The organism is Glutamicibacter soli (genome assembly GCF_003309065.1).
GTDB classification, from domain to species: Bacteria; Actinomycetota; Actinomycetes; order Actinomycetales; family Micrococcaceae; genus Glutamicibacter; species Glutamicibacter soli.
The window spans coordinates 171,900-196,228 of sequence record NZ_POAF01000004.1 but is presented as its reverse complement, the minus strand read 5'-3'; the positions used below and the strand labels follow the sequence as shown (position 1 = coordinate 196,228).

Annotated in this window: 24 protein-coding genes and 1 riboswitch; of the genes, 9 read left to right on the top strand and 15 right to left on the bottom strand. The window is 63.4% G+C overall.

Annotation, left to right across the window (positions count from 1 at the left end; all coding sequences use genetic code 11):
* Positions 1 to 39 precede the first annotated feature (39 nt).
* The gene (uraD, locus tag C1H84_RS10050; protein ID WP_047120512.1) at positions 40 to 534 is read right to left on the bottom strand and encodes a 2-oxo-4-hydroxy-4-carboxy-5-ureidoimidazoline decarboxylase; all 495 of its coding nucleotides are present in this window, start codon (positions 532 to 534) and stop codon (positions 40 to 42) included.
* Positions 535 to 854: 320 nt separating this feature from the next.
* Here uraD and C1H84_RS10045 point away from each other — a divergent pair, with 320 nt between their 5' ends.
* Complete coding sequence (locus tag C1H84_RS10045) at positions 855 to 1,037, top strand: hypothetical protein (RefSeq protein ID WP_047120513.1); 183 nt, start codon at positions 855 to 857, stop codon at positions 1,035 to 1,037.
* A gap of 89 nt (positions 1,038 to 1,126) precedes the next feature.
* On the opposite strand, the gene C1H84_RS10040 is transcribed toward C1H84_RS10045, so the two are convergent.
* From C1H84_RS10040 to C1H84_RS10030, 3 genes are all read right to left on the bottom strand, one after another.
* Entirely contained in the window at positions 1,127 to 1,462 is a 336-nt protein-coding gene (locus C1H84_RS10040) for a cupin domain-containing protein (protein WP_047120514.1), read from the bottom strand.
* A 159-nt stretch (positions 1,463 to 1,621) separates the two neighbouring features.
* Positions 1,622 to 2,146, bottom strand: coding sequence for a hypothetical protein (locus tag C1H84_RS10035; RefSeq protein ID WP_052772551.1), 525 nt, complete (start codon positions 2,144 to 2,146; stop codon positions 1,622 to 1,624).
* A 45-nt stretch (positions 2,147 to 2,191) separates the two neighbouring features.
* Entirely contained in the window at positions 2,192 to 2,851 is a 660-nt protein-coding gene (locus tag C1H84_RS10030) for a TetR/AcrR family transcriptional regulator (RefSeq protein ID WP_047120516.1), read from the bottom strand.
* 125 nt (positions 2,852 to 2,976) lie between these two features.
* Between C1H84_RS10030 and C1H84_RS10025 the strand changes: the two genes are divergently transcribed.
* Both C1H84_RS10025 and C1H84_RS10020 read left to right on the top strand, forming a co-directional pair.
* A complete protein-coding gene (locus tag C1H84_RS10025) occupies positions 2,977 to 5,262 on the top strand; it encodes an ABC transporter permease (RefSeq protein WP_113607322.1) in 2,286 nt (761 codons plus the stop codon).
* Between the two features lie 161 nt (positions 5,263 to 5,423).
* Positions 5,424 to 6,188 (top strand): SDR family oxidoreductase, encoded by a 765-nt coding sequence (locus C1H84_RS10020; RefSeq protein WP_047120518.1) that lies wholly within the window; start codon positions 5,424 to 5,426, stop codon positions 6,186 to 6,188.
* Between the two features lie 33 nt (positions 6,189 to 6,221).
* Here the strand turns inward: C1H84_RS10020 and C1H84_RS10015 are convergent, their stop codons facing one another.
* The 3 genes from C1H84_RS10015 to C1H84_RS10005 all read right to left on the bottom strand — a co-directional run bounded on the left by C1H84_RS10015 (position 6,222) and on the right by C1H84_RS10005 (position 7,527).
* Positions 6,222 to 6,662 carry an SRPBCC family protein gene (locus tag C1H84_RS10015; protein WP_047120519.1) on the bottom strand — a complete coding sequence of 147 codons (441 nt, stop codon included), beginning with the start codon at positions 6,660 to 6,662 and terminating at the stop codon, positions 6,222 to 6,224.
* Between the two features lie 54 nt (positions 6,663 to 6,716).
* The gene (locus C1H84_RS10010) at positions 6,717 to 6,977 is read right to left on the bottom strand and encodes a hypothetical protein (RefSeq protein ID WP_047120520.1); all 261 of its coding nucleotides are present in this window, start codon (positions 6,975 to 6,977) and stop codon (positions 6,717 to 6,719) included.
* A 97-nt stretch (positions 6,978 to 7,074) separates the two neighbouring features.
* The gene (locus C1H84_RS10005; protein ID WP_047120521.1) at positions 7,075 to 7,527 is read right to left on the bottom strand and encodes a MarR family winged helix-turn-helix transcriptional regulator; all 453 of its coding nucleotides are present in this window, start codon (positions 7,525 to 7,527) and stop codon (positions 7,075 to 7,077) included.
* A gap of 169 nt (positions 7,528 to 7,696) precedes the next feature.
* On the opposite strand from C1H84_RS10005, the gene C1H84_RS10000 reads away from it, so the two are divergent.
* Together C1H84_RS10000 and C1H84_RS09995 are read left to right on the top strand one after the other, a co-directional pair.
* Positions 7,697 to 8,698 (top strand): pirin family protein, encoded by a 1,002-nt coding sequence (locus C1H84_RS10000; protein ID WP_113607321.1) that lies wholly within the window; start codon positions 7,697 to 7,699, stop codon positions 8,696 to 8,698.
* A 24-nt stretch (positions 8,699 to 8,722) separates the two neighbouring features.
* Positions 8,723 to 9,055 (top strand): GNAT family N-acetyltransferase, encoded by a 333-nt coding sequence (locus C1H84_RS09995; protein WP_053799510.1) that lies wholly within the window; start codon positions 8,723 to 8,725, stop codon positions 9,053 to 9,055.
* A 10-nt stretch (positions 9,056 to 9,065) separates the two neighbouring features.
* On the opposite strand, the gene C1H84_RS09990 is transcribed toward C1H84_RS09995, so the two are convergent.
* The 6 genes from C1H84_RS09990 to C1H84_RS09965 all read right to left on the bottom strand — a co-directional run bounded on the left by C1H84_RS09990 (position 9,066) and on the right by C1H84_RS09965 (position 15,083).
* Positions 9,066 to 9,254, bottom strand: a complete 189-nt coding sequence (locus tag C1H84_RS09990) for a helix-hairpin-helix domain-containing protein (RefSeq protein ID WP_113607320.1) — start codon at positions 9,252 to 9,254, stop codon at positions 9,066 to 9,068.
* Between the two features lie 13 nt (positions 9,255 to 9,267).
* Positions 9,268 to 10,650 (bottom strand): MFS transporter, encoded by a 1,383-nt coding sequence (locus tag C1H84_RS09985; RefSeq protein WP_113607319.1) that lies wholly within the window; start codon positions 10,648 to 10,650, stop codon positions 9,268 to 9,270.
* Between the two features lie 53 nt (positions 10,651 to 10,703).
* Positions 10,704 to 11,444: a ZIP family metal transporter gene (locus C1H84_RS09980; protein ID WP_113607318.1), complete on the bottom strand. Its 741-nt coding sequence runs from the start codon at positions 11,442 to 11,444 to the stop codon at positions 10,704 to 10,706.
* 61 nt (positions 11,445 to 11,505) lie between these two features.
* Complete coding sequence (dnaB, locus tag C1H84_RS09975; RefSeq protein ID WP_113607317.1) at positions 11,506 to 12,861, bottom strand: replicative DNA helicase; 1,356 nt, start codon at positions 12,859 to 12,861, stop codon at positions 11,506 to 11,508.
* 601 nt (positions 12,862 to 13,462) lie between these two features.
* Complete coding sequence (locus tag C1H84_RS09970) at positions 13,463 to 13,963, bottom strand: flavin reductase family protein (protein ID WP_047120525.1); 501 nt, start codon at positions 13,961 to 13,963, stop codon at positions 13,463 to 13,465.
* A 97-nt stretch (positions 13,964 to 14,060) separates the two neighbouring features.
* Positions 14,061 to 14,177, bottom strand: a riboswitch (SAM riboswitch).
* 351 nt (positions 14,178 to 14,528) lie between these two features.
* Positions 14,529 to 15,083, bottom strand: a complete 555-nt coding sequence (locus C1H84_RS09965) for a helix-turn-helix domain-containing protein (RefSeq protein ID WP_047120526.1) — start codon at positions 15,081 to 15,083, stop codon at positions 14,529 to 14,531.
* Here C1H84_RS09965 and C1H84_RS09960 point away from each other — a divergent pair.
* On the top strand, positions 15,082 to 16,050 hold the full coding sequence (locus C1H84_RS09960) for a DMT family transporter (RefSeq protein ID WP_231735869.1): 969 nt from the start codon (positions 15,082 to 15,084) through the stop codon (positions 16,048 to 16,050). The genes C1H84_RS09965 and C1H84_RS09960 overlap by 2 nt on opposite strands.
* An 89-nt stretch (positions 16,051 to 16,139) precedes the next feature.
* Here the strand turns inward: C1H84_RS09960 and C1H84_RS09955 are convergent, their stop codons facing one another.
* A complete protein-coding gene (locus C1H84_RS09955) occupies positions 16,140 to 17,930 on the bottom strand; it encodes an NAD(P)-binding domain-containing protein (RefSeq protein ID WP_047120527.1) in 1,791 nt (596 codons plus the stop codon).
* Positions 17,931 to 18,958: 1,028 nt separating this feature from the next.
* Here C1H84_RS09955 and C1H84_RS09950 point away from each other — a divergent pair.
* A complete protein-coding gene (locus C1H84_RS09950; RefSeq protein ID WP_047120528.1) occupies positions 18,959 to 19,468 on the top strand; it encodes a protein kinase family protein in 510 nt (169 codons plus the stop codon).
* Between the two features lie 410 nt (positions 19,469 to 19,878).
* On the top strand, positions 19,879 to 20,313 hold the full coding sequence (locus tag C1H84_RS09945; RefSeq protein WP_047120529.1) for a hypothetical protein: 435 nt from the start codon (positions 19,879 to 19,881) through the stop codon (positions 20,311 to 20,313).
* A 979-nt stretch (positions 20,314 to 21,292) separates the two neighbouring features.
* Here the strand turns inward: C1H84_RS09945 and C1H84_RS09935 are convergent.
* On the bottom strand, positions 21,293 to 22,465 hold the full coding sequence (locus C1H84_RS09935) for a helix-turn-helix domain-containing protein (protein ID WP_047120531.1): 1,173 nt from the start codon (positions 22,463 to 22,465) through the stop codon (positions 21,293 to 21,295).
* A gap of 243 nt (positions 22,466 to 22,708) precedes the next feature.
* On the opposite strand from C1H84_RS09935, the gene C1H84_RS09930 reads away from it, so the two are divergent.
* Complete coding sequence (locus C1H84_RS09930) at positions 22,709 to 24,313, top strand: AMP-binding protein (RefSeq protein WP_047120532.1); 1,605 nt, start codon at positions 22,709 to 22,711, stop codon at positions 24,311 to 24,313.
* Positions 24,314 to 24,329: the final 16 nt, after the last annotated feature.

The following is a 24,329-nucleotide window of genomic DNA, read 5'->3' as shown; positions in this document are numbered from 1 at the left end:
ACTAATGAGTCGGTCGCTGGAGGGAAGGTGCTCTGGAAGTTAGTTCTTGACCGCGTCCTGCAGTCGCAGCAGGGCAATTTGGCGCAGCTGGTCGGCTACTTCGGCCAGCTCCGCCTCGTCGGTGTTTTCCAGTCGTCGCTGGCATTCGGCGAGGATTTCCTCGCTGCTTCGCCCGGCGGCGCGGATGAGGAAGACGCGGTCGAAGCGCTGTTCATAGGCCCGGTTGGCCGCGGCAAGGCGTTCGATGATGTCCGCATTGAGGTCCAGGGCCGCCTGCTCTCCGCGGGAGAGGGTTGCTTCCTGGCTGTTTCCGCCGGCTCGTTCTCCGATGCGCGGGTGATGAGCCAAGGCCGCGGCGATTTCGTCGCGGTTGAATGGTGCGGCGCTGCGGGTTGCGGACTCGTGGAGGGCAGCCAGTGAGGAGAAGGGGCGAGCAGAAACCAGATCATTGATCCAGCGCTCAACATCGATGCACGGACGCAGAATTTCGGCCGCTTCGGCGGCGGAGACTTCATTGAATACGTTGAGGTGCATCGGGTGCTCAGCTCATTTCTAGCTCAAGGGTTAACCCAGGGAGCTTTAGCTGAACACCCTTACCACCGAAAAATTCGGCTTCGACTAGATGTTGGCTCCGTGGAACTTGTTCACCACTGTAAGCCAGTTCACACCATGGCCGTCAAGTCGTGTTCCAAAAAAACTTGGATAAGTCAGACTTTAGGGTTTTTTCCGCACCATGGATAAGTTTTTTTGCCCGGGACTATTGCCATCAGTGCAGTGAGACCCCCATACTAGTTTCGTAAAGCAAAATAAAACTTCCATAATTCGGAAGTTGAACCATCTGAAGGAGGGTCGCAATGACCGCTATCAATCCAGCCAACTTCAACTGCTCACCGGAGGGACAGCGTCTGGTCGCGGCCACCGAGGCACTGCGGACAGGGCTCTTTCAACCGATCGAGAACCTGGACCCCGACATCGCTCCGCGCATCCGCATCACCCCGCAGGCGCCCAGCATCTGGACCAAGCTCTTCGGCCGGTAACCAGCACTGCACCTAGGTGCACCCACAAACTGCGTAGAGACCATTCTCCTGAGGCGTCGGGCATGGTCTCTGCGTTATTTAACGGGAAGTCACCGCCCGTTCTTGGCCACGCTCAAGAGAATGCTCGATTCCTCCAGCGCGGTGACCTGGATGCGGCCGTCGGGAAGGACCAGCAGGTCCTGGCTGCGCCCTTCCCACTGCTCGCCGCCCGAGCTGATGCGGATCCTTCCGGAAATCACCAGAATGGTGGCCTCGCCCGGGTTTTCATGCTCCTGCAGCTCGGTGCCCCGCGCCAGAGCCATCACCGTTTGCCGCATGACGTGCTCGTGCCCGCCGAAGACCGTGCGCGCCGCACGACCGTTGCTGGCGTTCACTGCTTCGCGCAATTCAGTGCGCGCAATGGCCGCAAGTGAAAATTTCTTCATGTCATCCCCATTCCGCAGGCGATACTGCCGTCAATGCCCCGAGCAGGTCAGACTCCGCCCGGCACCTTGGCTTACAGCATGTCCTGCAGTTCGGTGCTGGTCAAGGAATTCACGCCGATCCACCCTCCGGACACCGAGACATATCGCACCCGAGGGCGCCTAGGAATGGGCCAGCAGCTGCAACGCGATGACCACGACGCCGACCAGGACGAGCACGAGCATCAGCCACAGGGTGCGCCAGAAGCCGAGCTTGCTCCGGCGCAAAGAGAGCCAGGCAAAGAATGCCAACGCCGCCACGAGCATCCACTGCCCCCCGATCAGCGCCGTGGACGTGGAGAAGACCCCGAGCGCGCTGAGACCCAACAGGATCAGCGGACCGACAATGGCTCCACCAGCTCCCCACGCGACTTCCAGCTGGTGGCGCAGCTCTGCGCGTGTGGGCAGCGACGCGTGGACCGTCGAGTGGGAAATCAGGTCGGCAACCAGTCCTGCCATCAGGATCGCGGCCACGGTCACCAGCAGGCTCACGGCCGATGCCCCGGGTTTCGGGTCATGGCTGTGCAGGTTCATGGCCAGCAGCACCGCGAGCGCGGTGAAGGTCACGTAGACGCGCTCCTTCAGCCTGCTGGCCATCTCCTGGGGCGAGGGCTGGTCATCGCTTCGGGATTTTCCGTTGCTTTTCATGGTGTCCTTCGATACGTCGGTTGATCTGCGGATTGTCCTCGGCTTCTATCCGCGGGATGGCCCGCCGAAATCGAGGAACTCGGATTTCGCGGTGCTCGGGGCGGCGACCATGCCCACGATGGAGTCGACCAGGAAGTAGCCGAGCTCCTCCCAGGTCGCCGCATGCTCCCCCTCGGCCACCTGGCGCTCGAACTCCGCGCTGATCCCGAGCACCATATAGCCGAGGATTCCCGCGCGGGCTCGGAGCACCGAAGCGGGAATGCCGCGCAGTTCGTGGCGCGTCCTGCCCACCAGATCGGCCTGCAGCTCATCACCACGGAGCATTTCTGCGCCGATTCCGGACAGGCCCGGGTAGCCGCGCACCTGATAGAGGAACTGCGCCCGGCAGAATGGCTCGGGTTGGGCGGCCAGGTAGTAGATCCACGGCAGCACCCGATGGGTTACCACTTCGCGCAGGCCGCCGTCGAGGTCCTCGCTGACCGGCAGGGCCTCCCGGAATTCCGAAACTTCGGTGATGGCGCGGCGGATCAGCGCATTGAGCAGGTCGTCGCGGGTCCCGAAATGGTACTTGATCGCCGAATGGTTCGCCGTGCCGGCATGTTCGGTGATCTTCCGGTTCGAGACGCCATCGATTCCATGGATGGCGAAGAGTTCTTCCGCCGCATCCATCAGCGCCTCCCGCGCCTTGTCGCTATGCCTGCTCATGCCCGTACGACCCTTCCTCCGTGCCGCTTGCTTCGGTCGCCAAGTCTATCCTCATGACCTTCACAGGTAATTTTACGCCATGTGGCGTAAATTAGTTGATAGACTGCAACGAAGGCATTTTTCGAATGCAGTTTAAACAGATCAATATCGAGGAGCACGACAGCTTGAGCAACCACACCACCGGCCCCGGACACCAGGCTCCGCCCCGGCGGAAGTCCAGGACGGAGGGGGAACCCCTCGATCCGCAGGCACTCGCGGCCAAACGCGCCAAGGCGGAGAAGATCGGGCGCACCGCGGCAGTTTTCATCATGCCGCTGCTGATCGTCGGCATGATGATCTGGGGTTACCTCGGTGCCATGCACCACCAGGAGGCCCGGGACATGCCGGTGGCCATCGCAGCAACCAGCACCGCTCAGGCCGAGGACTTCGCCGCCGCGCTGGAGCAGGCCAACGCCGAGGCAGTGGAAATCAGCATTGTCGACTCCCAGCGCGAGGCCCGCGACGAGGTCTACGACCGCGACGCCAGCGCCGCGGTCTTCCTGGACGGGAAGAACGCCACCTTCTACACCGCCGGCGGTGCCGGCGTATCAGCCGCCTCCTCCATCCAGGCAGTGATCACCCCGGTGATGCTCGAGCAGGACCTGAAGATCTCGGCCGAGGATGTCGCCCCGCTTCCGGCGAACGACCCGAGCGGCATGGGCGCGATGTTCCTGGCCACCGCGATGGTCACCGCCGGCTACATGCCGTGGTCGATGGCCTTCTCAAACGCCCCCGAGCTGCTGCGCCGCCGCCGCGCCTTGCCGCTGCTGGCGGGCTGGTCCCTGCTGATGTCCGCGCTGGGCGCGCTGATCGCCGGACCGATCCTGGGTGTGCTTGACGGCGCGCAGAGCGTGCAGGTCATGGGTGTGCTTGCGCTCGGCGTATTCGCCGTGGGCGCCGGTCAGCTGCTGCTGACCCGCCTGTTCGGCGCGATGGCGGTGATTCCGGGGATGTTCCTGTTCATGGTGCTCGGCCAGCCGGCCTCCAACCTGGGCATGTCCATCCACGTGCTGCCCGAGTTCTACACCTTCCTGCACCAGTTCCTGCCGATGCCCGCCCTCGGCGAGGCCCTGCGCTCGGTGATGTACTTCAACGGCGACGGGGCGGCAATCCACCTGCTGATCCTGACCATCGGCGCCGTAGCCGCGCTGCTGCTGACCCAGGTGATCGACAACGCCCGCACCGCCAAGGGCAAGAGCACCATTCCCACCGAGATCAACGTGGCAGGCCTGCACGGCGGCCCGCGCCCGAAGAGCAATGCCTGGCGCTACATCACCCTGGGCGCCATCCCGCTGGGCATGGTCGGCGTCATGTTGACCTTCATGCTCGGCGCCATGCAGTCCCCGACCGTGCGCGACATGCCGGTGGCCGTGGTGGGTTCCACCATCGAGCAGGCCGAGCAGACCGCCGCGGGACTGGAAGGCGACATGGAGGGCATGTTCGACTTCACCGTGCTGGATGACCCCGAAGAGGCCAAGTCCCTGATCTCCCAGCAGGACCTGGCCGGCGCATTTGTGCTGCCCACCGCGGAGAACCCGCAGGCCGTGCTGTACACGGCCCAGGCCTCGGGCAACTCCAACGTCCAGGTGCTGAGCACCGTCTTCGGCCAAGTGGCCGGCGCGCAGCAGCTGCCGCTTGACCACCAGGAACTGGCTCCGCTGCCCGAGGGTGACAATGTCGGCATGACCGCCATGTACCTTGGCATGGGCTGGATCATGGCGGGCTTCATGGTGATCATCGTCGGCGACACCGCCGCCCCGCACGCCCGCCGGCTGAAGAACCTGCTGCCGCTGCTGGCAGGCTACTCGGTCTTCATGTCCGCCGTGCTCTACCTGATTGCCGGCCCGTTCACCGGTGCGGTCCACGGGCACTTCTGGGCCCTGCTGGGCACCGGAGCACTGGCCATCTTCTCGGTGGCGCTGTTCAGCACGATCTTCAGCCGCCTGATGGGCATGCTCGCCATGCTGCCGATCCTGGCAGTGGTGATGTTCCTGGGTGTTCCCGCCTCCAATGCGTCGCTGTCGATCTACATGGTGCCGCAGGCCTTCGGATGGCTGCATGAGATCCTGCCGATGCCTGCCGCCACAGAATCCATCCGCTCGATCCTCTACTTCGATTCGGTCGGCGTCGGTTCCCACCTGATCACCCTGGCCCTGTGGGGCCTGATCAGCCTGGCCGTGGTCATGGTCCTGGACCAGATCAAGCCGGTTCGCGGCCACATGCATCCGGTGCCTGAGGAGGTGCTGGCCGAGCTCAGGGGCCAGACTCCGGCGGACAAGGCCGCCCTGGCCGCCGAATCCGCCAATGAGATCGATGATGAGGCCAGCCACCTGGCCGATGACGAGCTCGAGAAGGACGCGCTGGGCGTCTAGCCGCCTCAACGCCAGCCGTGCCCCGGGGACTTCCCCCGGGGCACGGCCGTCTAACCGGACGGGCGAAACATCCCGGGCGTTTCTGGGAGCTGGCCGCCGCGGTTCCTAGGATGGGAGCAGACGCCTCACCAATGACCCGCTGAATCTTCCAAGGAGAATTGATGACCTCGGCACCTGAGAACCCGTCGGCCGCCCGCACCATCGTGATTACCGGCGCCGGATCCGGCATCGGCAAGGCCACCGCGCAGCTGCTGCTGGCCCGCGGATGGAATGTGGTGCTCGCCGGGCGCACCGAAGCGACGCTGGCCCAAGCCTCCGACGGCCATGACAAGGCCCTGGTGGTTCCCGCCGATGTCACGGACCCGGATGCCGTCGATGCGCTCTTCACCCGGGCGGCGCAGCGCTTCGGCCGGGTGGACGTGCTGTTCAACAACGCCGGGGTCTTCGGCCCCGCGGTGCCCATCGACGAGCTGTCCCCTCAGGCATGGGAGGAGGTCTGCAGCATCAACCTCACCGGCGCGATGAATGCGGCGAGGGCCGCCTTCGCGCACTTCAAGCTGCACGGCGGCGGACGCATCATCAACAACGGCTCGATCTCCGCGCAGGTTCCGCGGGTGAATTCGGTCGCCTACTCGGTGACCAAGCACGCGATCGCGGGCCTCACGAAATCTCTGGAACTCGACGGGCGCCCGTACCGCATCCGGGCAACCCAGCTGGACATCGGGAATACCGCCAGCGACCTGCTTGATGATTTCGGGGCGACGCAGGGGGCATTGCAGCCCAGTGGCCAACGCCTGGTTGAACCGACCTTTCCGCTGGCCGAAGCGGCGGATGCAGTGGCCTACATCGCGGGCATTCCGCTGGGAACCTCGATCAACCAGTTCACCATCACCGCCGGCGGCATGCCGTACATCGGGCGGGGCTAGCGCCACGGCCTGCCTGGTCCGATCCGGCGCGGCCTAGAAGAACTCGGACAGCAGGTTCTCGAGCTTGGAGAACGCGGAATTCCAGGCCTTGGTGCTGGATTCGATGACCTCGTAGGGCAGCGGGCTCTGCGTCAGCGTGATGCTTGTTTTCCCGGCGAATTCCTGGAAGTCGACACGGGTGGTGATCACCAGTTCAAGTGTCATTTCATGCGGCCCGTCGTCGCTGACTAGGCAGGTGTACTCGTCAAAGGCGGTGATGACCGCCTTCAGCGGGACCTTGGCTTCCGGGTTGTCGACCTGGACCATGGTCAATTCATGGCGGCCGCCGACCATGGGCTCGAAGACAATCGAGTCCTCTTCGATGGCCCAGCCGTGCGGGCCCCACCACTGGGAGATGATTTCCGGTTCCACGAATGCCGCCCAGACCGCGGTGCGCGGTGCGGAAAATTGGCGGGACATAACCAGTTCAGTCATCGAATCCATGCCTAGTAGATTATCGCGTCCGGGCCGCCCGGGTCGATGTGAGATCTACTGCTGCGGACGGCGGCGCGGTTCCATGCGGCTGGCGGTATAAACGGTCAACTCGTCAGCCTGGGTGCCGGCCGCCTCATGGGCTTTGAGCACCTTGTAGGCGCGGTCCCACTTGTGGCGTTCGCGGGGGCTGTCCTTGAGGTTGCGCTCCGCCGGGCCGAAGATGCTCAGGCCGAGGTACTTCAGGCGCCACAGTGCCCGATAACCCAGCCCCAGGCCAGTGGTGTCTTCGATGATGGGCAGCGGTGACTCATCCATGATGGTCTTTCCTCTTCGGTGTTATCGGACATGCAGTCGGCATCCCCTGGTAACCCCAAGTCTACGATATTAGTTGGTGCACCAACTAATTAATGATTCAACCCTTCGGCGCGGCCGAACCGGCGGCAATCATCCGGTCTAGGATCGTGCGGAGCTCCACCGCGTCCTCCAGGCTCAGGTTCAGGCGCTTCATCATTTCCTTCGGCACCTTCACGGCCTCGGTGCGCAGCGCCGCCCCCTGCTCGGTGGTGGTGATGACAATGGCCCGCTCATCCTGCGGATTGCGGGTCTTGACGATCAGGCCGGCTGTTTCCAGGCGCTTGAGCAGCGGGGAAAGCGTTCCCGGATCCAGGTGCAGCTGGTCGCTCAGTTCACGCGCGCTCATCGGCGCGAATTCCCAGAGCGCCAGCATGACCAGATACTGCGGATGCGTCAGCCCCATGGGGTCGAGAACCGGCTTGTAGGCCGAGATCACCGTACGTGAGGCTACCGCCAATCCGAAGCACACCTGCTTCTCCAGCTGCAGCAGTTCTTCGTCTTGCAGATTCATGCTCTCCACGGCCCCTACTTCTTCTCGTCGCAATGCTGTCCTCCTATTGATCGTACGCTGTTGCCGGACTTTGGCGGCCGAGGGCTTTCCTCGCCGGCGACCGGCTTCATCCGCCACGCCGCCGCGGAATAGGTAGCGAAACCCGGTTGCACTGCATAGCCTTGTGCCTATGAGCAACCTTGAGCAGGCGCCGGCAGAAATCGACTGCTGTGCGGGTCAATCCCCCTCCGAAATTGAGATCCTCGAACCGCGCGAGGTCCCCTTGGGCGGATTGAGGGCCATGACCGTTTTCCGCACGCTCCCCCAGAAGCAGCGCAGCCTCATCGGCGCCTGGTGCTTCCTCGACCACTACGGCCCCGACGACATCACGATCACCGGAGGCATGAACGTCCCGCGCCATCCGCACACCGGGTTGCAAACCGTCTCCTGGCTGTTCACCGGGGCCATCAACCACCTTGACTCGGCAGGCTTCGCGGCCACCGTCCGCCCGGGCGAAGTGAACCTGATGACCGCAGGTCACGGCATCAGCCATTCGGAGATCCTCACCGAGGGCACCACGATCCTGCATGGCGCCCAGCTGTGGACCGCGCTGCCAGACGGCGCGCGCGACATGGAGCCGACCTTCGAGAACTACCGCCCGGAGCCGATGCACGGCGATGGCTGGTCGCTGTCGGTCTTCCTGGGCAGTCTCGCCGTCGGATCGCAGAGCTCGACCTCGCCGGTCAAGACCCACACGGAGCTGTCAGGCGCGGAGCTGCGCCTTGCACCGGGCGCCGAGATCGAGATCGTGGTTCCGGAGCATCACGAACACGGCGTGCTGCTGGATTCCGGAAGCCTGGAAGTCAACGGGCACCAGCTGGAGGCTCGCGAATTGGGCTACGTTCGGGCCGGCGGCAGGTGCCTGCGCCTCAAGGCCGGGAATGAACCAGTCCTCGCCCTGGTTATCGGTGGTGAACCGCTGAATGAAGACATCTTGATGTGGTGGAATTTCGTGGGACGGTCCCACGAGGAGGTCCTGGCCTTCCGCGCCCAGTGGCAGGCGGAAATCGGCGCCGAACCCGGCGATGCCAGCGAAGACCGCTTCGGGCCGTTCCCTCCGAACACCCCCGCGGCGCTGCCGGCGCCAGCGCTGCCGACCGTCAAGCTGCGCCCGCGCGTCAACCCGTCCTAGTACATCTGCAAAGGAAACATGAACATGAGTGAGATCAAGCCGGTATTCCTCCCCGAGCGCCAGCGCTTCTCCCTGGACGACAACGGCAAGCGCATCGGCGCGGCCCACTACCGCGACTACGACGGCACCGACGGCGTGGAGCGCATTTTCTTCCACACCACCGTGGACGAGGAGTACGGCGGACAGGGCTTGGCCAGCGTCATGGTGAAGTTCGCGCTGGACAACACCATCTCCAGCGGCGCGAAGATCGTGGCAGTCTGCCCGTACGTCAAGGGATATGTCGCGAAGCATCCGGAATACCAGGCGCATCTGGTGCAGCCGACCCCGAGCCACTTGGAAATCCTTCCGCGCAGCTAAACCGGGGATTTCAGGGTTTCATCTCCAGGCCGCGCGCGGCCAGCTCCTCGCGGAGAATGCGAATGGCTTTCGGTCCGACGCCGTGCAGCGCGAGCAGCGCGGCGGCGCCGGCCTGCCCCGCCTGCTCGAGGCTGGTGATGCCGGCCTGCTCGAAAGCCCTGACGGCGGGATTGCTGGTCTTCGGAAGCTGCGTATCCATGCCCCCAGCGTAGTCAAGCCGCTGGCCGGGCAGCAGGCTTGGTGCGCGGCGAAACGATGATGAGGACCAGCGCCAGGGCCAGGCAGAAGCTGAACACCGAGATGAAGCCCCACCCTGCGGCCGCCGTGGCGAAAATGACGCCGCCCAGCGCCGTGGCGCCGGCGGTACCCAGCGAATCGGCCAGCGTCATGGCCGAGGAGTTGAATCCCTGTTCATGCTCGGCCGAGAGCTTGAGCATATTCACGTTCTGGCGCGGGTAGATCATCCCCATGCCGAAGCCGCCCACGGCCCAGCCGCAGATCAGCACCGCCACCGGCGGGTGGTACACCGCGGTGAGCAGCGCCGTGGAGATCGCGACCGTGCTGGCCAGGGCTCCGAGGGTGATGCTGTGCGAATTCGAGAGCTTGTCGCCCAGCTTGCCCTGCAGCCACGAACCCACCGACCAGCTCAGCGCCGAAGCGGTCAGCACCAGTCCGGCCCGGTCCGGGCTCAGCTGGTAGTCCTCGCGCAACAGGTAGGGCAGGTACACCTCGACACCGAAGAACGCGCCGGCGACCAGCGTGCGTGTGCTCATGGTGGCGGGCAGCCCGCGGCGCACGCTGAAGGTACCCTTGGGCAACAGCGGGCGGATGGTCAGCAGCGCCAGCAGCAAGGCCGCGAGCAGGGCTGGCAGCGACCAGGCGCCGCCGCTGTTGCCCAGCAGGTTCATCGCGATGACAGCCGCTCCGGCCAACCCGGCCAGCAGCAGGCGTTTCCAGGAGACCGGGCCCAGCTCGGAGTGGGACTCCCGAGGCAGCCGGTCCAGCGCCGGGATGATGGCGCAGAAGGCGAGGGCAACCAGCCCCATGACACCCAGGAACACCCAGCGCCAGCCGATGAACGTCGCAATCAGCCCGGCCAGCCAGGGGCCGATCAGCGCGGGCAACACCCAGGCGGTGGCGAAGAGCGCGAAGATCTTCGCATGCAGGCTGCCGGGGTACGCGCGCGCGATGAGCACGTAGATCGCCACGGTGATCGCGCCGCCGCCGATGCCCTGGAGGATGCGCCCTGAAATCAGGATCTCCATGCTGCCCGCGGTGCCGCACACCAGAAGGCCCGCCAGGAATACCGCCACCGAGGCGAACAGCGGAATCTTCGGCCCCCAGCGGTCGGTGATTTCGCCGGCCGCCACCATGCCCAGCATGCCGCTGGCCATGGGCGCAGCGAAGGACAGGGCGAACAGCCGCTTCCCGTCCAGCACCTCGCTGACCAGCGGCATCACCGTGGTCACCGCCATGGCCTCGAACGCGACCAGGAACACCAGGATGAACATGCCCAGAGTCGTGGACAGGTACTGCGGCGCGTAGATGGTCTCGACGCCGGGCGCACCGGTACGAGAGCTTTTGTTCTGGGGCATGGAATCATTCTCGCAGAACCGCGGCGGCTTCAGTCCACCCGTGGGATCGGCGGCTATCCGCCCAGTGCGTGCAGCGAAAAGGCGCTGAGGAATCCGGCGGTGACCAGCAGCCCGGTGTAGTCGTGGTCCACCGCGTAGGCCTCGGGAATCATGGTGTCGGCGATCATCGTGAGGATGCCTCCCGCGGCCACGGCGGTGGTGAAGGCCAGCACCTCGGCAGGCATGCCCTCCAAGGCAATCGCCCCGATGAAGGCGGCCAGACCGCTGGCCAGCACGATCGAGCCCCACAGGGCGAAGATAGACCGGCTACTGCGCCCGGAGGCCTTCATATCCGCCGAACTAGCCAGCCCCTCGGGAATGTTGGAGACGAAAATGGCGATCAGCATGGTCGGATTCACGCTGGCTCCCGCGACAAGCCCCAGGCCCAGCGCCACGGATTCCGGGATGCCGTCGATCAGCGCGCCGACGGCGATGGCTGATCCGGAGGAGGATCCGGAGCTGCCTGCCTGGGTGCGGCTTCTCTTGCGGCTGCGCTTGGCCAGCAGCGCGTTGGCGCCGAAGTAGAGCAGGGCGCCGGCAGCGACCCCGGCGGCCGTGGCCGCCAGCCCGCCCATGGTGAAGGCCTCCAGCACCAACTCGAAGCTCAGCGCGCTGACCAGCACGCCGGCGCCGAACGCCATGACGGCGCAGACCCAGACCCGGGGAATTCGCAGCCACCAGGCCGCTACGGCCCCGATCAGCAGCGCTGATCCGGCCACGGTTCCCCAGAGCAACGCTTGGAGGGAGACGAACATGACACCCACTATAGTTGGCGGTCAGCCAACCCAGTAGGTGCCCTGGAAATGCCGGCCGGGGCTACCCTTCCGAGGACATGTTGCTGAAGCGCGAGTAATGTCCCTGGAATGCCACGGTGATGGTCTTGGTGGGACCTGCACGGTGCTTCGCGATGATCACGTCGGCTTCGCCCGGACGGTTCTCCTTGTCGTACACATCGTCGCGGTGCAGCAGGATGACCATGTCGGCGTCCTGCTCGATCGAGCCCGATTCGCGAAGGTCCGAGACCATGGGCCGCTTATCGGTACGCTGCTCGGAACCACGGTTCAGCTGCGACAGCGCAATCAGCGGCACGTCGAGCTCCTTGGCCAGCAGCTTGAGGTTACGCGAGAACTCGGAGACTTCCTGCTGGCGCGATTCCACACGCTTGCCCGAACTCATCAGCTGCAGATAGTCGAGGATGATCATGCGCAACTCGTTGCGCTGCTTCAGGCGTCGGCACTTGGCGCGGATTTCCATCATGGACATGTTCGGCGAATCGTCGATGAACAGCGGGGCCTCGTTCAGCCGGCCCATGGTGGTCGCGATCTTGGTCCACTGCGCGTCCTCCACCGAGCCCTTGCGCAGGTCCTGCAGCTGGATGGATGCTTCCGCCGAGAGCAGGCGCATTGCGATCTCGTTGCGGCCCATTTCCAGGGAGAAGAACACGGTGGCCATGTTGTGCTTGATAGCCGCGGAACGGGCGAAGTCCAGCGCGAACGTCGACTTGCCCACGGCGGGGCGGGCCGCGATGATGATCATCTGGCCGCCCTTCAGGCCCTGGGTCAGCTCGTCGAACTCGTAGAAGCCGGTGGGCACGCCGGTGATGCCGTCGCCGGCGTTGGCGGCGTTCTCGATCTCGTCGACGGTACCCTCGATGATTTCGGACAGCCGCACGTAGTCTTCGCTGCCGCGGTTCTCGGAGACCTTGTAGACCTCGGCCTGCGCCTCGTTGACGATGGCATCCACCTCGCCGTCGGGCGAGTAGCCCATCTGGACGATACGGGTTCCGGCGTCCACCAGGCGGCGCAGCACGGCGCGTTCGCGCACGATTTCCGCGTAGTAGCCGGCGTTCGCGGCGGTCGGCACCTGCTGGATCAGATTGTGCAGGTAGGCGGCTCCGCCGACGCGAGCGATCTCGTTGCGCTTGGTCAGCAGGTCGGCCACGGTCACGGCATCCGCGGGCTCGCCGCGGCCGTACAGGTCGATGACCGCCTCGTAGATTGCTTCATGGGCGGGACGGTAGAAGTCGGTGCCGCGAAGGACTTCGACGACATCGGCAATGGCGTCCTTGGAGAGCATCATGCCGCCAAGAACCGACATCTCGGCTTCGATATCCTGCGGCGGCTTGCGCCCCGCATCCGATGCTCGCTCTTCGTAGATCGGCTCTGCGCTCATTACAGACACTTCCATCCCCTATGTAACCGCCGGGAAACCACTTTTGCCATGTCGGCAACTGTCCATCGTGTCAGCACCAACCGACAGTTGGGCCCGGAGCCCTTGTGGATAGTCTTTCCCAGTGCCAACACTAGGTGGGTTATTAACAGAGGTAAACCCTGATATCCACAGAATATGTGGATAACCTACAACCTCCTGTGGATTCCCCTGTTCACTACGTGGGGATAATCCTGTGGATTACCCCACTTAAATGCCAGACATTAGAACTTGACTTGGGTATTTATGTTTTCACAGCTGTGGATAGAGAGTTAATTTTTTCCACTGCACACAGGCTCCGAAAGCGTTATCAACAGCCAAAATCCCGGAATCAAGGTGTTTTTCACAAGTTATCAACCCCAATCAACAGGCTATCCACAAAGCTGTGGATAGTGCTGTGGATAGCAGCTCCGTCATAATCGCGTGATGAGCGGTGGAAACCCGCAGGTCGGCGAACTCCAGTCCATGGATACCGGGCATCCGGGCCCGAAGCTGCGCGGTTTGGAATTAAAAACGCTGCGGCGCGAAGGATGATTCTTCGCGCCGCAGCGTCTGGTGATGTCAGTTAAACGAGTTCGGGCACTGGCAGTGAGTGAAATCGCGAATCGTGGAAGATCTGCGGGGAATGGTTGGAGAAGTCATGACCGTGGACCTCCAGGAAGATCACCCAATGGTCGCCGGCTTCCACTTCGTTGTAGATCGAGGTCTCCAGCCAGAGGGTGGATTCCTGGATGAACAGTGCGGCTTGCTCAGTCTCATGGGTATCTACGCCGGCAAAGCGGTCGCCGTGCTTTGAGGCGATCTGCCCGCAAATCCCGTCGTTGCGCTCGCTGAGCACCGAGACGCCGATACGCTCCGCGGCACGCAGCTTGGGCCAGGTGTTGGAGGTTTTCTGCACCGCGAACATGACCAGGGCTGGCTCCAGCGATACTCCGACGGTAAAGGACGACGCGACGAGGCCGGTTTTCTCCCCGTCGATGACGGCGCAGAGTGCGGCGACGCCTGATGGGTGCTGCGCGAAAACCTTGCGCAGGGTCAGCGGGTCAAGATCCTGATTCAAAGACATGGCTCGATTCCTTCGGGTCGTGCCCAACGAGCGGGAACGTCCGGCAACAGCCCGTGGAGTTCACTTCTGCGCGCTGCCAGATGTTTGCACACTCGATGTGCGGTACTTGTGCCACGCGTTCTTGCGTGGGACCGAATCCTCACCTGGAGCACCCCACTACCGTTGAGAGGGTTGCCGGCCAGCAAGCCAGGGCTTATAGCTGACGCTCTTGATTCTGGTTAAAACCATATTGCTCGTTACGCCGCACGGTCAAACATTTCACTTCTCAAATCGCAATATTCAAGAAATTGTTCGACTCCTTCGGTAATTTCCGTGTTTCGATCATCCTTTTATTCGGAAGTTTCAGTCATTTTGCACGCATCTCCAGCCAACTTGTGCGGTTTGATTTCAAAGAATGCAGCGGGCCAAGGCAATCAAGCCGCTGGCTTCGTACATCTGCCATGCCGAGGGCAGGCGTCGCCCAAGCCCCCACAGACTTGCAGAACCCGACTCCCCGGACACCCCCGGGCGGTCCACAGCGATTCTTCCGCCAGAAGTACCGCCGCGCTGGCGGCCAGCCCGCCCGTCACGAAATGACGTTTCGAACGAACTTCACCGGTTCCGCGCCGGCATTCACGTAGGAATAGGACTGCGAACTGGGGTAGGTTGCATGTTCCCCCGCGTTCAGGTCCAGGACCGTCGAGGCGAACTCAATGAGCAGCTTGCCGTGAACTACCAAGATCATTTCCGACCAGCCTTGGGGATCGGGCTGGGCGTCATATCGTTCGCCGGGCGCAAGCACCCACGTCCACAATTGCACCTCTTCGCTGGCGGGGGCCGACCCCAGCAGCATCGCCCGACTCTGCGGACTACTCCCCTTCCACGCCAGTTCATTGATTTCGGAACGGGCCGCAGTAGGCGCGGTCACCAGATCAACGAAGCGAATTCCCAGCGCTTCCGCCAATTGGTCGAGTCCCGCCAGGCTGATATTCGCCTCGCCGGCTTCGAGGTTGATGATCGTGCGTCGGCTGACCCCCGAGCGCTGCGCAAGAATTGCCTGGCTCAGTCCCGCGCGTTTTCGGAAGTCGCGGAGATTGGATCCAACGTTGCGGAGAACCGGAGAGTCACTGGAATCTTGCATGTGCACTATTCTGCACTATATGATGTGCAGAATGGTGCACATTTCTGCCATACGGGAAAATTTTTCACTCAGCAGGCAAGAAGCCGCCCTCCTTGCCATCACGTCCGTTTGGGGCGGAACTTTCCTGCTGATTCACTTGGCCATGCGCCACAGCGGACCGATGTTCTTTGTCGGCGTCCGATTTGTCATCGCAGGCTTGGTCGCCGCGGCCATTTTCTCGAAGTCGCTCCGCAGGATCACCGGCAGGGAGTTATGGGCCGGAACGGCCATCGGCGTGATGATCTTCCTGGGTTATGGGCTGCAGACCCAAGGGCTTCAAACCATCAATAGCAGCACTTCGGCGTTCCTGACAGCGCTGTACGTGCCGATGGTTCCGCTGTTGCAATGGCTGGTCTTTCGCCAGCGCCCCCACACGATGGTTTTGCTCGGGGCGGGTCTCGCCTTTGTCGGACTACTGCTGCTGGCTGGACCGGGTGCCGTCACCCTGGGCTTGGGCCCTGGAGAGATCGCAACCTTGGCGAGCACCCTGCCTATGGCCGCAGAAATCCTGTTGATTGGCTTCTACGCCGGCAAGGTCAACCTGGGCAGGGTCACCGTCATCCAGCTGCTTGTTGCCGGCGGCCTCGGATTCTCCGCCATGCCGGCAGCCGGTGAATCCGTCCCCGAGTTCTCCTGGCTCTGGGCCGCCCCTGCCATTGGCCTGGGAGCCGCAAGTTTCCTGATCCAGGCGACCATGAACTGGGCGCAGAAGTCCGTCTCCCCCGCCCGGGCCACCATTATCTATGCCGGGGAACCGGTCTGGGCCGGAATCTTCGGCCGCATGGCCGGTGACCGGATGCCTGCCTTGGCCTTGCTCGGCGCGGCGGTCATCGTGGCCGGGACGTTGCTCAGCGAGATCCGACCGAGACCGGAGGACACGACACGGGATCAGGCTCAGGCTCCGAATCAGGACGCCCTGACCGAATAAGCCCGCAGACCTTTGGCACGCAGCCCTCGGCCCGCCCGGTCGCACCATCGAACCGGGCGGGCCGAGGACCCTCCAGACGCATCCCCGCGTCAGAGCCGGTGGAAGCTTTCGGCGAGCGCGTACACAGGAGTGTCCAACCCCTCGTAGCGTGCCTTGAGCTGCAGCCCCAGATACTTGGAGTAGTGCCGGGACTGGTGCAGGTTGCCGCCGTGGAACCACAGGTTCTTGACCCTGGTCGGCTTCCACATGTTGCGCAACTCCCCCTCCCACGGCCCGGGATCCTTGGTGGTGCCCGAGCCTAGGCCCCAGCATTTGCCCACTTCGTCGGCGACTTCCTGGGAGATCAGCTGCGCGGCCCAGCCGTTCATGGAGCCGTAGCCGGTCGCGTAGACCACCGCGTCGGCGGGCAGCTCGGTGCCGTCGGCCAGCACCACTGAATGTTCGGTTAGGTGCGAGACCTCGCCCTTGGCCAGCGCGATGGACCCGTCGGCCACCAGCTCCGAGGCGCCGATGTTGATGTAGTAGCCTGAGCCGCGGCGCAGGTACTTCAGGAACAGCCCCGAGTCGTCGTCGCCGAAGTCCAGGTCGAACCCGGCGTCGGTCAGCGACTGGTAGAACTGCGCGTCGTCCTCCCTGATCTGGGCGAAGGCGGGTTTGTGGAATTCGGGCAGCACCTTGTACGGGATCGAGGCGAAGATCAGGTCCGCGGTATCGGTATCGATCCCGTTGGCCAGCGCCTCCTCCGAGTACAGCGGCCCGAGCACGGTTTTCATCAGCGATTCGGAGCGCACGATGTGCGTGCTGGAACGCTGGACCATCACCGGCTTGGCGCCGTTGTGGACCAGGTCCGCGCAGATGTCGTGAGCGGAGTTGTTCGCGCCGATCACCACGACGTTCTTGCCACGGTAGGACTCGCCGCCCGGGTGGGTCGAGGAGTGGTTCTGCTCCCCGGCGAAGATCTCCTGGCCCGGGTACTGCGGAAGGTTCGGGATGCCTGACATGCCGGTGGCCATGACCAGGTGCGTAGGGCGCAGGGTCAGCGGCTGACCGTCGCGGAGAACCTGGACGATCCAGCCTTCGGACTCGGGGTCCTTGCGCGCGCTGACGGCCTCGGTCAGGGACCAGTAGTCCAGTTCCATGAGCTTGGTATAGCACTCCAGCCAGTCCCCCATCTTGTCCTTCGGCGTGAACACCGGCCAGTGGTCGGGGAACTCGATGTACGGCATATGGTCGTACCAGACCGGGTCGTGCAGGGCCAGGGAGTGGTAGCGCGAACGCCACTGGTCGCCGGGCTTGGGGTGCTTGTCGATGATCAGCGCGGGCACGCCCATGCGCTTGAGCCGTGCTCCCAGGCCGATGCCGCCTTGGCCGCCGCCGATGACCAGCACGTAGGGCTGCTCGGTGACGCCCAGGGACTGCTGCGCCTTCTTTCTCCGGTCAAGCCAGTTCTCCGAGACCATGGCCGCGCCGTGGTCCGCGCCCAGTGTGCGGCGCGGGCCGGAGGGTTCGGGGAAATCGCGCAGGCTCTGAGCGGTGGAAAGCATAGTCCAGCCCAGCGAGTCGCGCAGCCGGAACAGGCCCTTGCCCTGCATCGCGTTGTTCTCGAAGGTGTACCACGCCTCGATGATGCCGTCGGCTTCCGAAGCTCCGGTGACCTGCAGGTTGCGCGGCCAGGCGCCAGAGTCGATGCCCAGCAGCATGGATTGGATGCCGTCGCGCCCCTCGGCGGTGTGCAGATTCCAGGTCAGCGCGGTCAGATCGCGCCAATAGGATTCCTCGCCGAACAACTGCGCCGCGGCGGCGGAATCGTCGGCCTCCAGCGCCTGCTGCAACTTGGACAGCCATGCTTGCGCCTGGACTTCCGGGGAGTTCTCAGCCATCGTCATCACTTCATTTCTTCCTGGAACCATTGGGATGGTGCGGCGCCAGCTGTGCCGCGTGGAATCCAGAATATGAGGTGGATCACAATTCGAAAGGGTTGCAAAAGGTTGCAACCGCGCCGAAGGGCTCTCGTTCGCGACCATTGGCTTCATGGATGGCAAATCGTTGGTCTCGTTCAAGCGCAGAAAACCATGCAGCCAACGACGCAGCACCGACGGGTCGGGTACAGGGCACCCTAGATCCATCAAGCAGTTTCCTGCTCGTCGGCGGAGCGCGAACACCGCCCGCGGGGCCAGTGTTGCCCCGCGCAGTGACCGCGATGCTGCTCGTCGTTTGGCCGCACAATCATGACACCAGCAGTCGCGTGGCTCCTCCGGCCAAAACGATGGCCACGCCAAGGATTCAAGGACTTGGAAAAACCGGCAGTACTCGCGGATGCTGAATGCCCCGGGGCCGCCAGAGCCGGTCTCGGCTTACTTTCCACAGCCAACTGGCGCCCCTGGCCGGGCGCCAATCTGACTCCGGCGGATCCACGGTCTGCCCCAAGCAACGTGACGGCGCGCAGGAAACCGCAAGAGCGTGGATCAGGGCGCTCGCCCACGGGATTTCAGCCCTGGCTTCGCCGGAATGACCATCTCGCCCGGACGGAGTTTGATCATCGCAAATACGCCGCCAGCACTGATACCAGAAATCCAGGGCCCGAAGAGGGCGCAGGCACAGATCATGCAATCATCGCGGGCCACGGGGTGACGGTGATGGAGTCTGCCGAAAGACCCCTGCCGCGCTGCCAGCTGAGGCATTGAAAAATTCCGTGATAGCCGCGCTGGACACGGTCGGTGACGGGGTGCACAGATGGCAACTACGCCGCGTATATTCTCGCTTCGGCCTGCGTGGCATCGTCACGTCGCCACCGCCCAGTATTACAGGAAAGGACGGAGCCCTACGGGCAAGACGGCATAGGTGATTCACCAGGGCGTGGTATCTCATTTTATAAACTTAAGCGGTACCCTCAGAGAGAAACTCCACGATGATCACCGAGCGCCGAAAAGCGAAACACGGGGAACCTTTCCGCAACTTCACAGCGGACTTCGTGAACGACCACTTTCTCGGCAAGCTGCCGTCGGCGGAGGAACAAATGAATATCCCAGAACTTCACACCCCTGCTGCCCAGCGCATGCAAGAACTCTTCGGATGCCCCGAAGCCAGGAGGCATCTCACCTCATATGGATGGATGGAAGGCATGCCAGTAGTTTTCGCCCACGCCTGTGAACGTGTGGAAGACATCATGGGGCTAGTCTCCGTGCACGGGCGCGCTGTACTTCTGGTACGCATTGATGGCCAAAACAATGATCTGCAGTTATGGCACATCAGTGTGCCGAGTCCGATCTTCACGCGCGTGGAGCCGGTCTCTCCTGAGTCGACAATTCAAGACCTTTGCGTCAGACATCCCAAAAGCCGGCTCACTCCGTTCCGGGTGGCATTCTGGTCACACAGTGCTGCCATCCATGAAATTCCACTCCATCCCTATACCAATTGACATGACTTGCGGAAATTAATTTCGTCTTATCACAATTAGATTACGAAGAACGAAATCATTCCTAACCTGCGCGAATCCTGATAAGGGTTGCGCCGCGTAAGAATGGTAAAACCACACCCCTAATCCGTAAGCCTCTCATATTCTGAAGTATCTACTGACTAGGCGCTACGCGCGTCGATCAAACCAGGGACTCCTCCATTCTTAAAGCGGTATGGCCACGGAAGATCCTTGGCGCATTCACGAATGCTTATTAAGCGATAAAGCCGAACTATCCTTCAGTGGCCTAATCTTTTAGGGTAGAAATAACACCGCAAACAGGCAGGATGAAAGGTAGCCGGTTTGCATGGTGACTTGTTCCAAGTTGATGGGGATCACTCGGAAGACTCAAGAACACAGTGGAGGTAGTACCAATGCCAGGACGTATCGTACGCACCAAAACCGCCGAGCGCGTGAGTGAACTGCTCGGTTCCCGCGAGGGGCGCCAACACCTGACGAACTACGGATGGGTCCAGGGAATGCCAATAGTGATGTCGATTCCCACGGAGCCTCTCAATGATGTTATGGGCCTAGTCTCCATGCACGGCCGCCCGGTCTTGGTAGCCATGCTCAGTGCCAAGCTCGATGAGTTGAAGTTCCTCTACGTCTCGACCCCCAACCCAGCCCTGCGAAACGCCGCGGTCGAGAAAGATTCGACCCACATCCAAGATCTGTTCGAGCGCGCCGAAGAAGATGGGCTAGTCACCTTCCGAGCCAAGTACTGGGATGCGAGCTCAGTGGCGCACCCGATCCCTGCGTTCCGTCCGGCCACCGAGAGCCCCACCTACGCACACCGTTTCAGTGGTTAGTCACCAAGGCAGTTAAAAGCCTGCGAACTGCGACACTTATGCCTGCGGACATCAAGACTTGTTATCGGTTCTGCCATGGCAATTACCGCGAGGTGCTGGAATGCCGGCCCCATGCGCTACCCCCTCGCAGCTTTGCAGGCTGGCTGGCGGTAAGTATTCCCCGCCACCGTCCTTAGCCTCTAGCCTTGCGGGCCGATCTCGGTCCCGGAATCCGGACTCGCGTGCTTGGTCGCGTTTTCTTGCGCCTCGTGCCTCACGACCTCCGGATTCGCCCCCAGGGCCAGCCGGCGAACTGTATCAAGCAATTGTTGCACCTCGGTAACCCGCTGAGTCCAATACGCGGTATCAAGATACCCAAATCCGTTATTCGCGTCGGTAGCGAACTGCTCAAAGCTGTTCCTCTGTGTTTCTAAGGCACTAGTCAGATCGTCATATTGGTCGCCAGTAAGGGAAAGATGGATGTCTTTACGAGGTCTATTTGTCATAAGTTTCAGGATTGTTCACTAGATAGCAAGTCCCTTCGACCCTACTCCTCGGCAATGGGTATAGGTCAAGGATTTCAGGATTTACCCAGCACCATCCTATAAGCAAGCGATCCCCTAGCAGTCTAAGGAAAAATACGCCGATTTCTGCTGCAACCAAATGTCTTCCATGATTGCGAAACCCTGTGACCAGCCCCCGAGCCGACGACGGATCCACGCTCCGCGGCGTTCGCCCTCAGGACCCAACGCGCGCCGCGATGCGGCCTCAAAACACCGTAGCTGCTTGCTACCCGTTGCCGATAAGACGGAACGCGTCACTATCAACCGCTGCGAACGCCAACAGGTAGACATCTTGTTCCCCCGGTTGCGGCCCATGCCCAGATAGCCAGCAGTTTCGTTGGCCGACTTGCGAGCCGGTCGGAACCGGCTCTCCCGCGCCTGAAGCGACCACCCATCCGATCGCGGCCGCGGCTGGCAGGTACGATCCCAACTTCTTCTCAACCAGGTAAAACCACTGGAACGGTCAGCCGGTAAGGGCGCGCGGCGATGATCCCGCCGAGCTTGGCCCGCAGCCGCGAGACCTCGGCACGCACGGTTACCGGGGTTACCGGTTCCTGCCAGAGCTGGCGCAACCCGGCCGCATCCACCCCCTGCTCCCGGCGGGCCAGAAGCTGCAGGATCCGCCAATGCCGGGAGTTCAGCGGCACCTCGGTACGCTCTGATCCCACCCAGATCACCGCGCGCGGCATCGGGCTGGGACACAATTCCAAGACGGTTTGCTCGGCGATGGGGCGCAACATCCATCCGCCCGGCACCGGTGCCGCGTGCATGGCGCCCAGCCCGCGCACCCAGACGCTTCCCTCGTGCAATCCGCCGATCGCCGAAAGCCGCACCGGGCAGTCGAAACCACGGCTGGCAGCTACCGCGTACTGCTCGTCAACCAGCACGTAGTTATCGGCCGGCTGGTCCACTGCGTCGCGCAGTTCGTTCAGCTTCAACTGGTGCACGCGCAGCAGCTCACCCTCCGCCTCGCGGGCGGTCGCGGACACCAACGCGAGGGTGTGCGGGTGCGCAGTGCGGAATGAACCGGCTAGTGTGACGGTGGCAGTGAGCATTCCGGTAGCCGGGCTGACGATCGGCGCCGAGGTGCACACCCAGGCATGCTGTTCCTCGCGGGCGTGCTCCGGGCCGAAAACCTGCACGGGAATCCGCTCGGCCATGGCGGTGCCGATGCCGTTGGTCCCGACATCCGCTTCACGCCAGCGCGCGCCAGCCACGAATCCGATCCCATCGCTCTGCCTGCGCACCGCGCGGGGTCCGAGCACCGTGAGGATGTAGCCCTCGCCGTCGGCGATGACCAGCTGGTTCTCTGCCTGACCCGCCATCGGCAGCAGCCGGTCGCTCAGCAGCTCGCCGAGGATCGACAGCTCATTATTCTCCCGTTGGCGCGCTGCCAGCTCGCCGCTCGGCAACGGGCGGGATTCGCCGCCGCGGCCCTGCGCCCGCTCCCAGGAGCGCGCGATGACCGGGCGAACTTCGCGCTGGATGCGCGCTCCTTCGGACCAGCTGCGGTGCAGCGGCAGCAGCTGGCGGGCGTAACCCAGCGGATCCACGCCGGCGCCAAGCGCTGCCTGAAGGCTCGGAGCGGCCGGAGGGCGGGCAGGTGTCATTCATAGAGGATGACACGCATTCATGCGCAGGAAAAGACTTGTTTTTCGGCGCGGCATTGCTTCCATAGCGCCCAGAGCGCGGTGGTGCGTTCGGCGCGGCATTGCCTCCGCTTACCGACATGAAACTACGTTTCTTGAATTGAACCTGCGTTTCATGCCACGATATTTGTTGGACGTGCGCCAGCTCACAGGATCGCGGGCGGTGCTACGTGACAGGTACAGAGATCAAAGGACGTCACCCCCATGGCCATGACTCACGCTAACCACTCCGAGCTGACCCCGCTGCGCTTCCTGGAGCGCTCCGCCGAGGTCTACCCGTCCAAGCAGGCAGTCCTGCACGGTACCCGCAGCTACACCTACGCGGAACTCGAAGCCCGGATCCATCGTTTCGCCCAGGTCATCCGCGAGCGCATCACCCCCGGCGACCGCGTGGCCGTGCTGGCCCCCAACACCCCTGAGATGCTCATGGCGCACTATGCCGTGCCGTTGGCCGGGGGCGTGCTGATCGCCCTGAACACCCGGCTGTCCGCCCACGAGCTGCAGTACATCATGGACCACTCCGAGGCGAAGCTGCTCTTCGCCGACACCGAGCTGCTGGGCAACACCAAGATGCTGCGCGCCGAGAACCCCACGCTGCAGGCGCTGATCGAGCTCACCGACGACCAGTTCACCGGGCGGCGCCCCGACGTGGCGGTGGACGCGGTGCTCGACGAGCTGCTGGCGGAGGCCAGCGAAGTGAAGCTGCCCTATTCCGTCGAGGACGAGCGCGCGCCGATCACGCTGAACTACACCTCCGGCACCACCGGCAAACCCAAGGGCGTGCTCTATTCGCACCGCGGCAGCTACCTGAACTCGCTGGGCGAGGCCATGCACCAGGGCATGAACTCCGCCACCCGCTACCTGTGGACCCTGCCGATGTTCCACTGCAACGGCTGGTGCACCCCGTGGGCGGTCACCGCCGCCGGCGGCACCCATCTGTGCCTGCGCGCGGTGCGCGAGGACTCGGTGTGGGACGCCATCGAGAACCTGGGCACCACCCACCTGTGCGGCGCCCCGACCGTCTGCTCGATCATCGCCGACGCCGAACGCGCCCACGAGCTGGCCGAGCCGCTGCGCATCACCACCGCCGGGGCCCCGCCCTCGCCTGCCATCATCTCCAAGCTGCAGAAGCTGGGCATCGAGGTGGTGCACGTCTACGGGCTGACCGAGGTCTACGGCCCGTACACCATCTGCGAATACCAGGACGCCTGGGACGAATTGGCGCCGGCCGAGCGCGCCGAGCGGCTCTCCCGCCAGGGCGTCGGCATGATCACCGCCGAATCCGCGCGCGTGGTGGACCTGGACATGAACGACGTGCCCGCCGACGGGGAAAGCATGGGAGAAATCGTGCTGCGCGGCAACAACGTGATGATCGGCTACTACCGCGACCCGCAGGCCACCGAGCAGGCCTTCGCCGGCGGCTGGTTCCACACCGGGGACCTGGGCGTGATGCACCCCGACGGCTACATCCAGGTCCGCGACCGCGCCAAGGACATCATCATCTCCGGCGGGGAGAACATCTCCACCATCGAGGTCGAGCAGGCGCTGGCCGCACACCCCGAGGTGCTGGATCTGGCGGTGGTCGGCGTGCAGGACGAAAAGTGGGGTGAACGCCCGGTGGCCTACGTGATCCGCGCCAGCGGCTCGCAGCTGGATGCCGAGGGGCTGATCAGTTTCGCCCGTGAGCGCCTGGCCGGATACAAGGTGCCGCGCACCATCGTGTTCCCGCAGGATCTGCCGCGCACCTCCACCGGCAAGGTGCAGAAGAACGTGCTGCGCGCGCAGGCGCTGGAAGAGGCCGCCGGATAAGCCCCGGCGGGGTTCC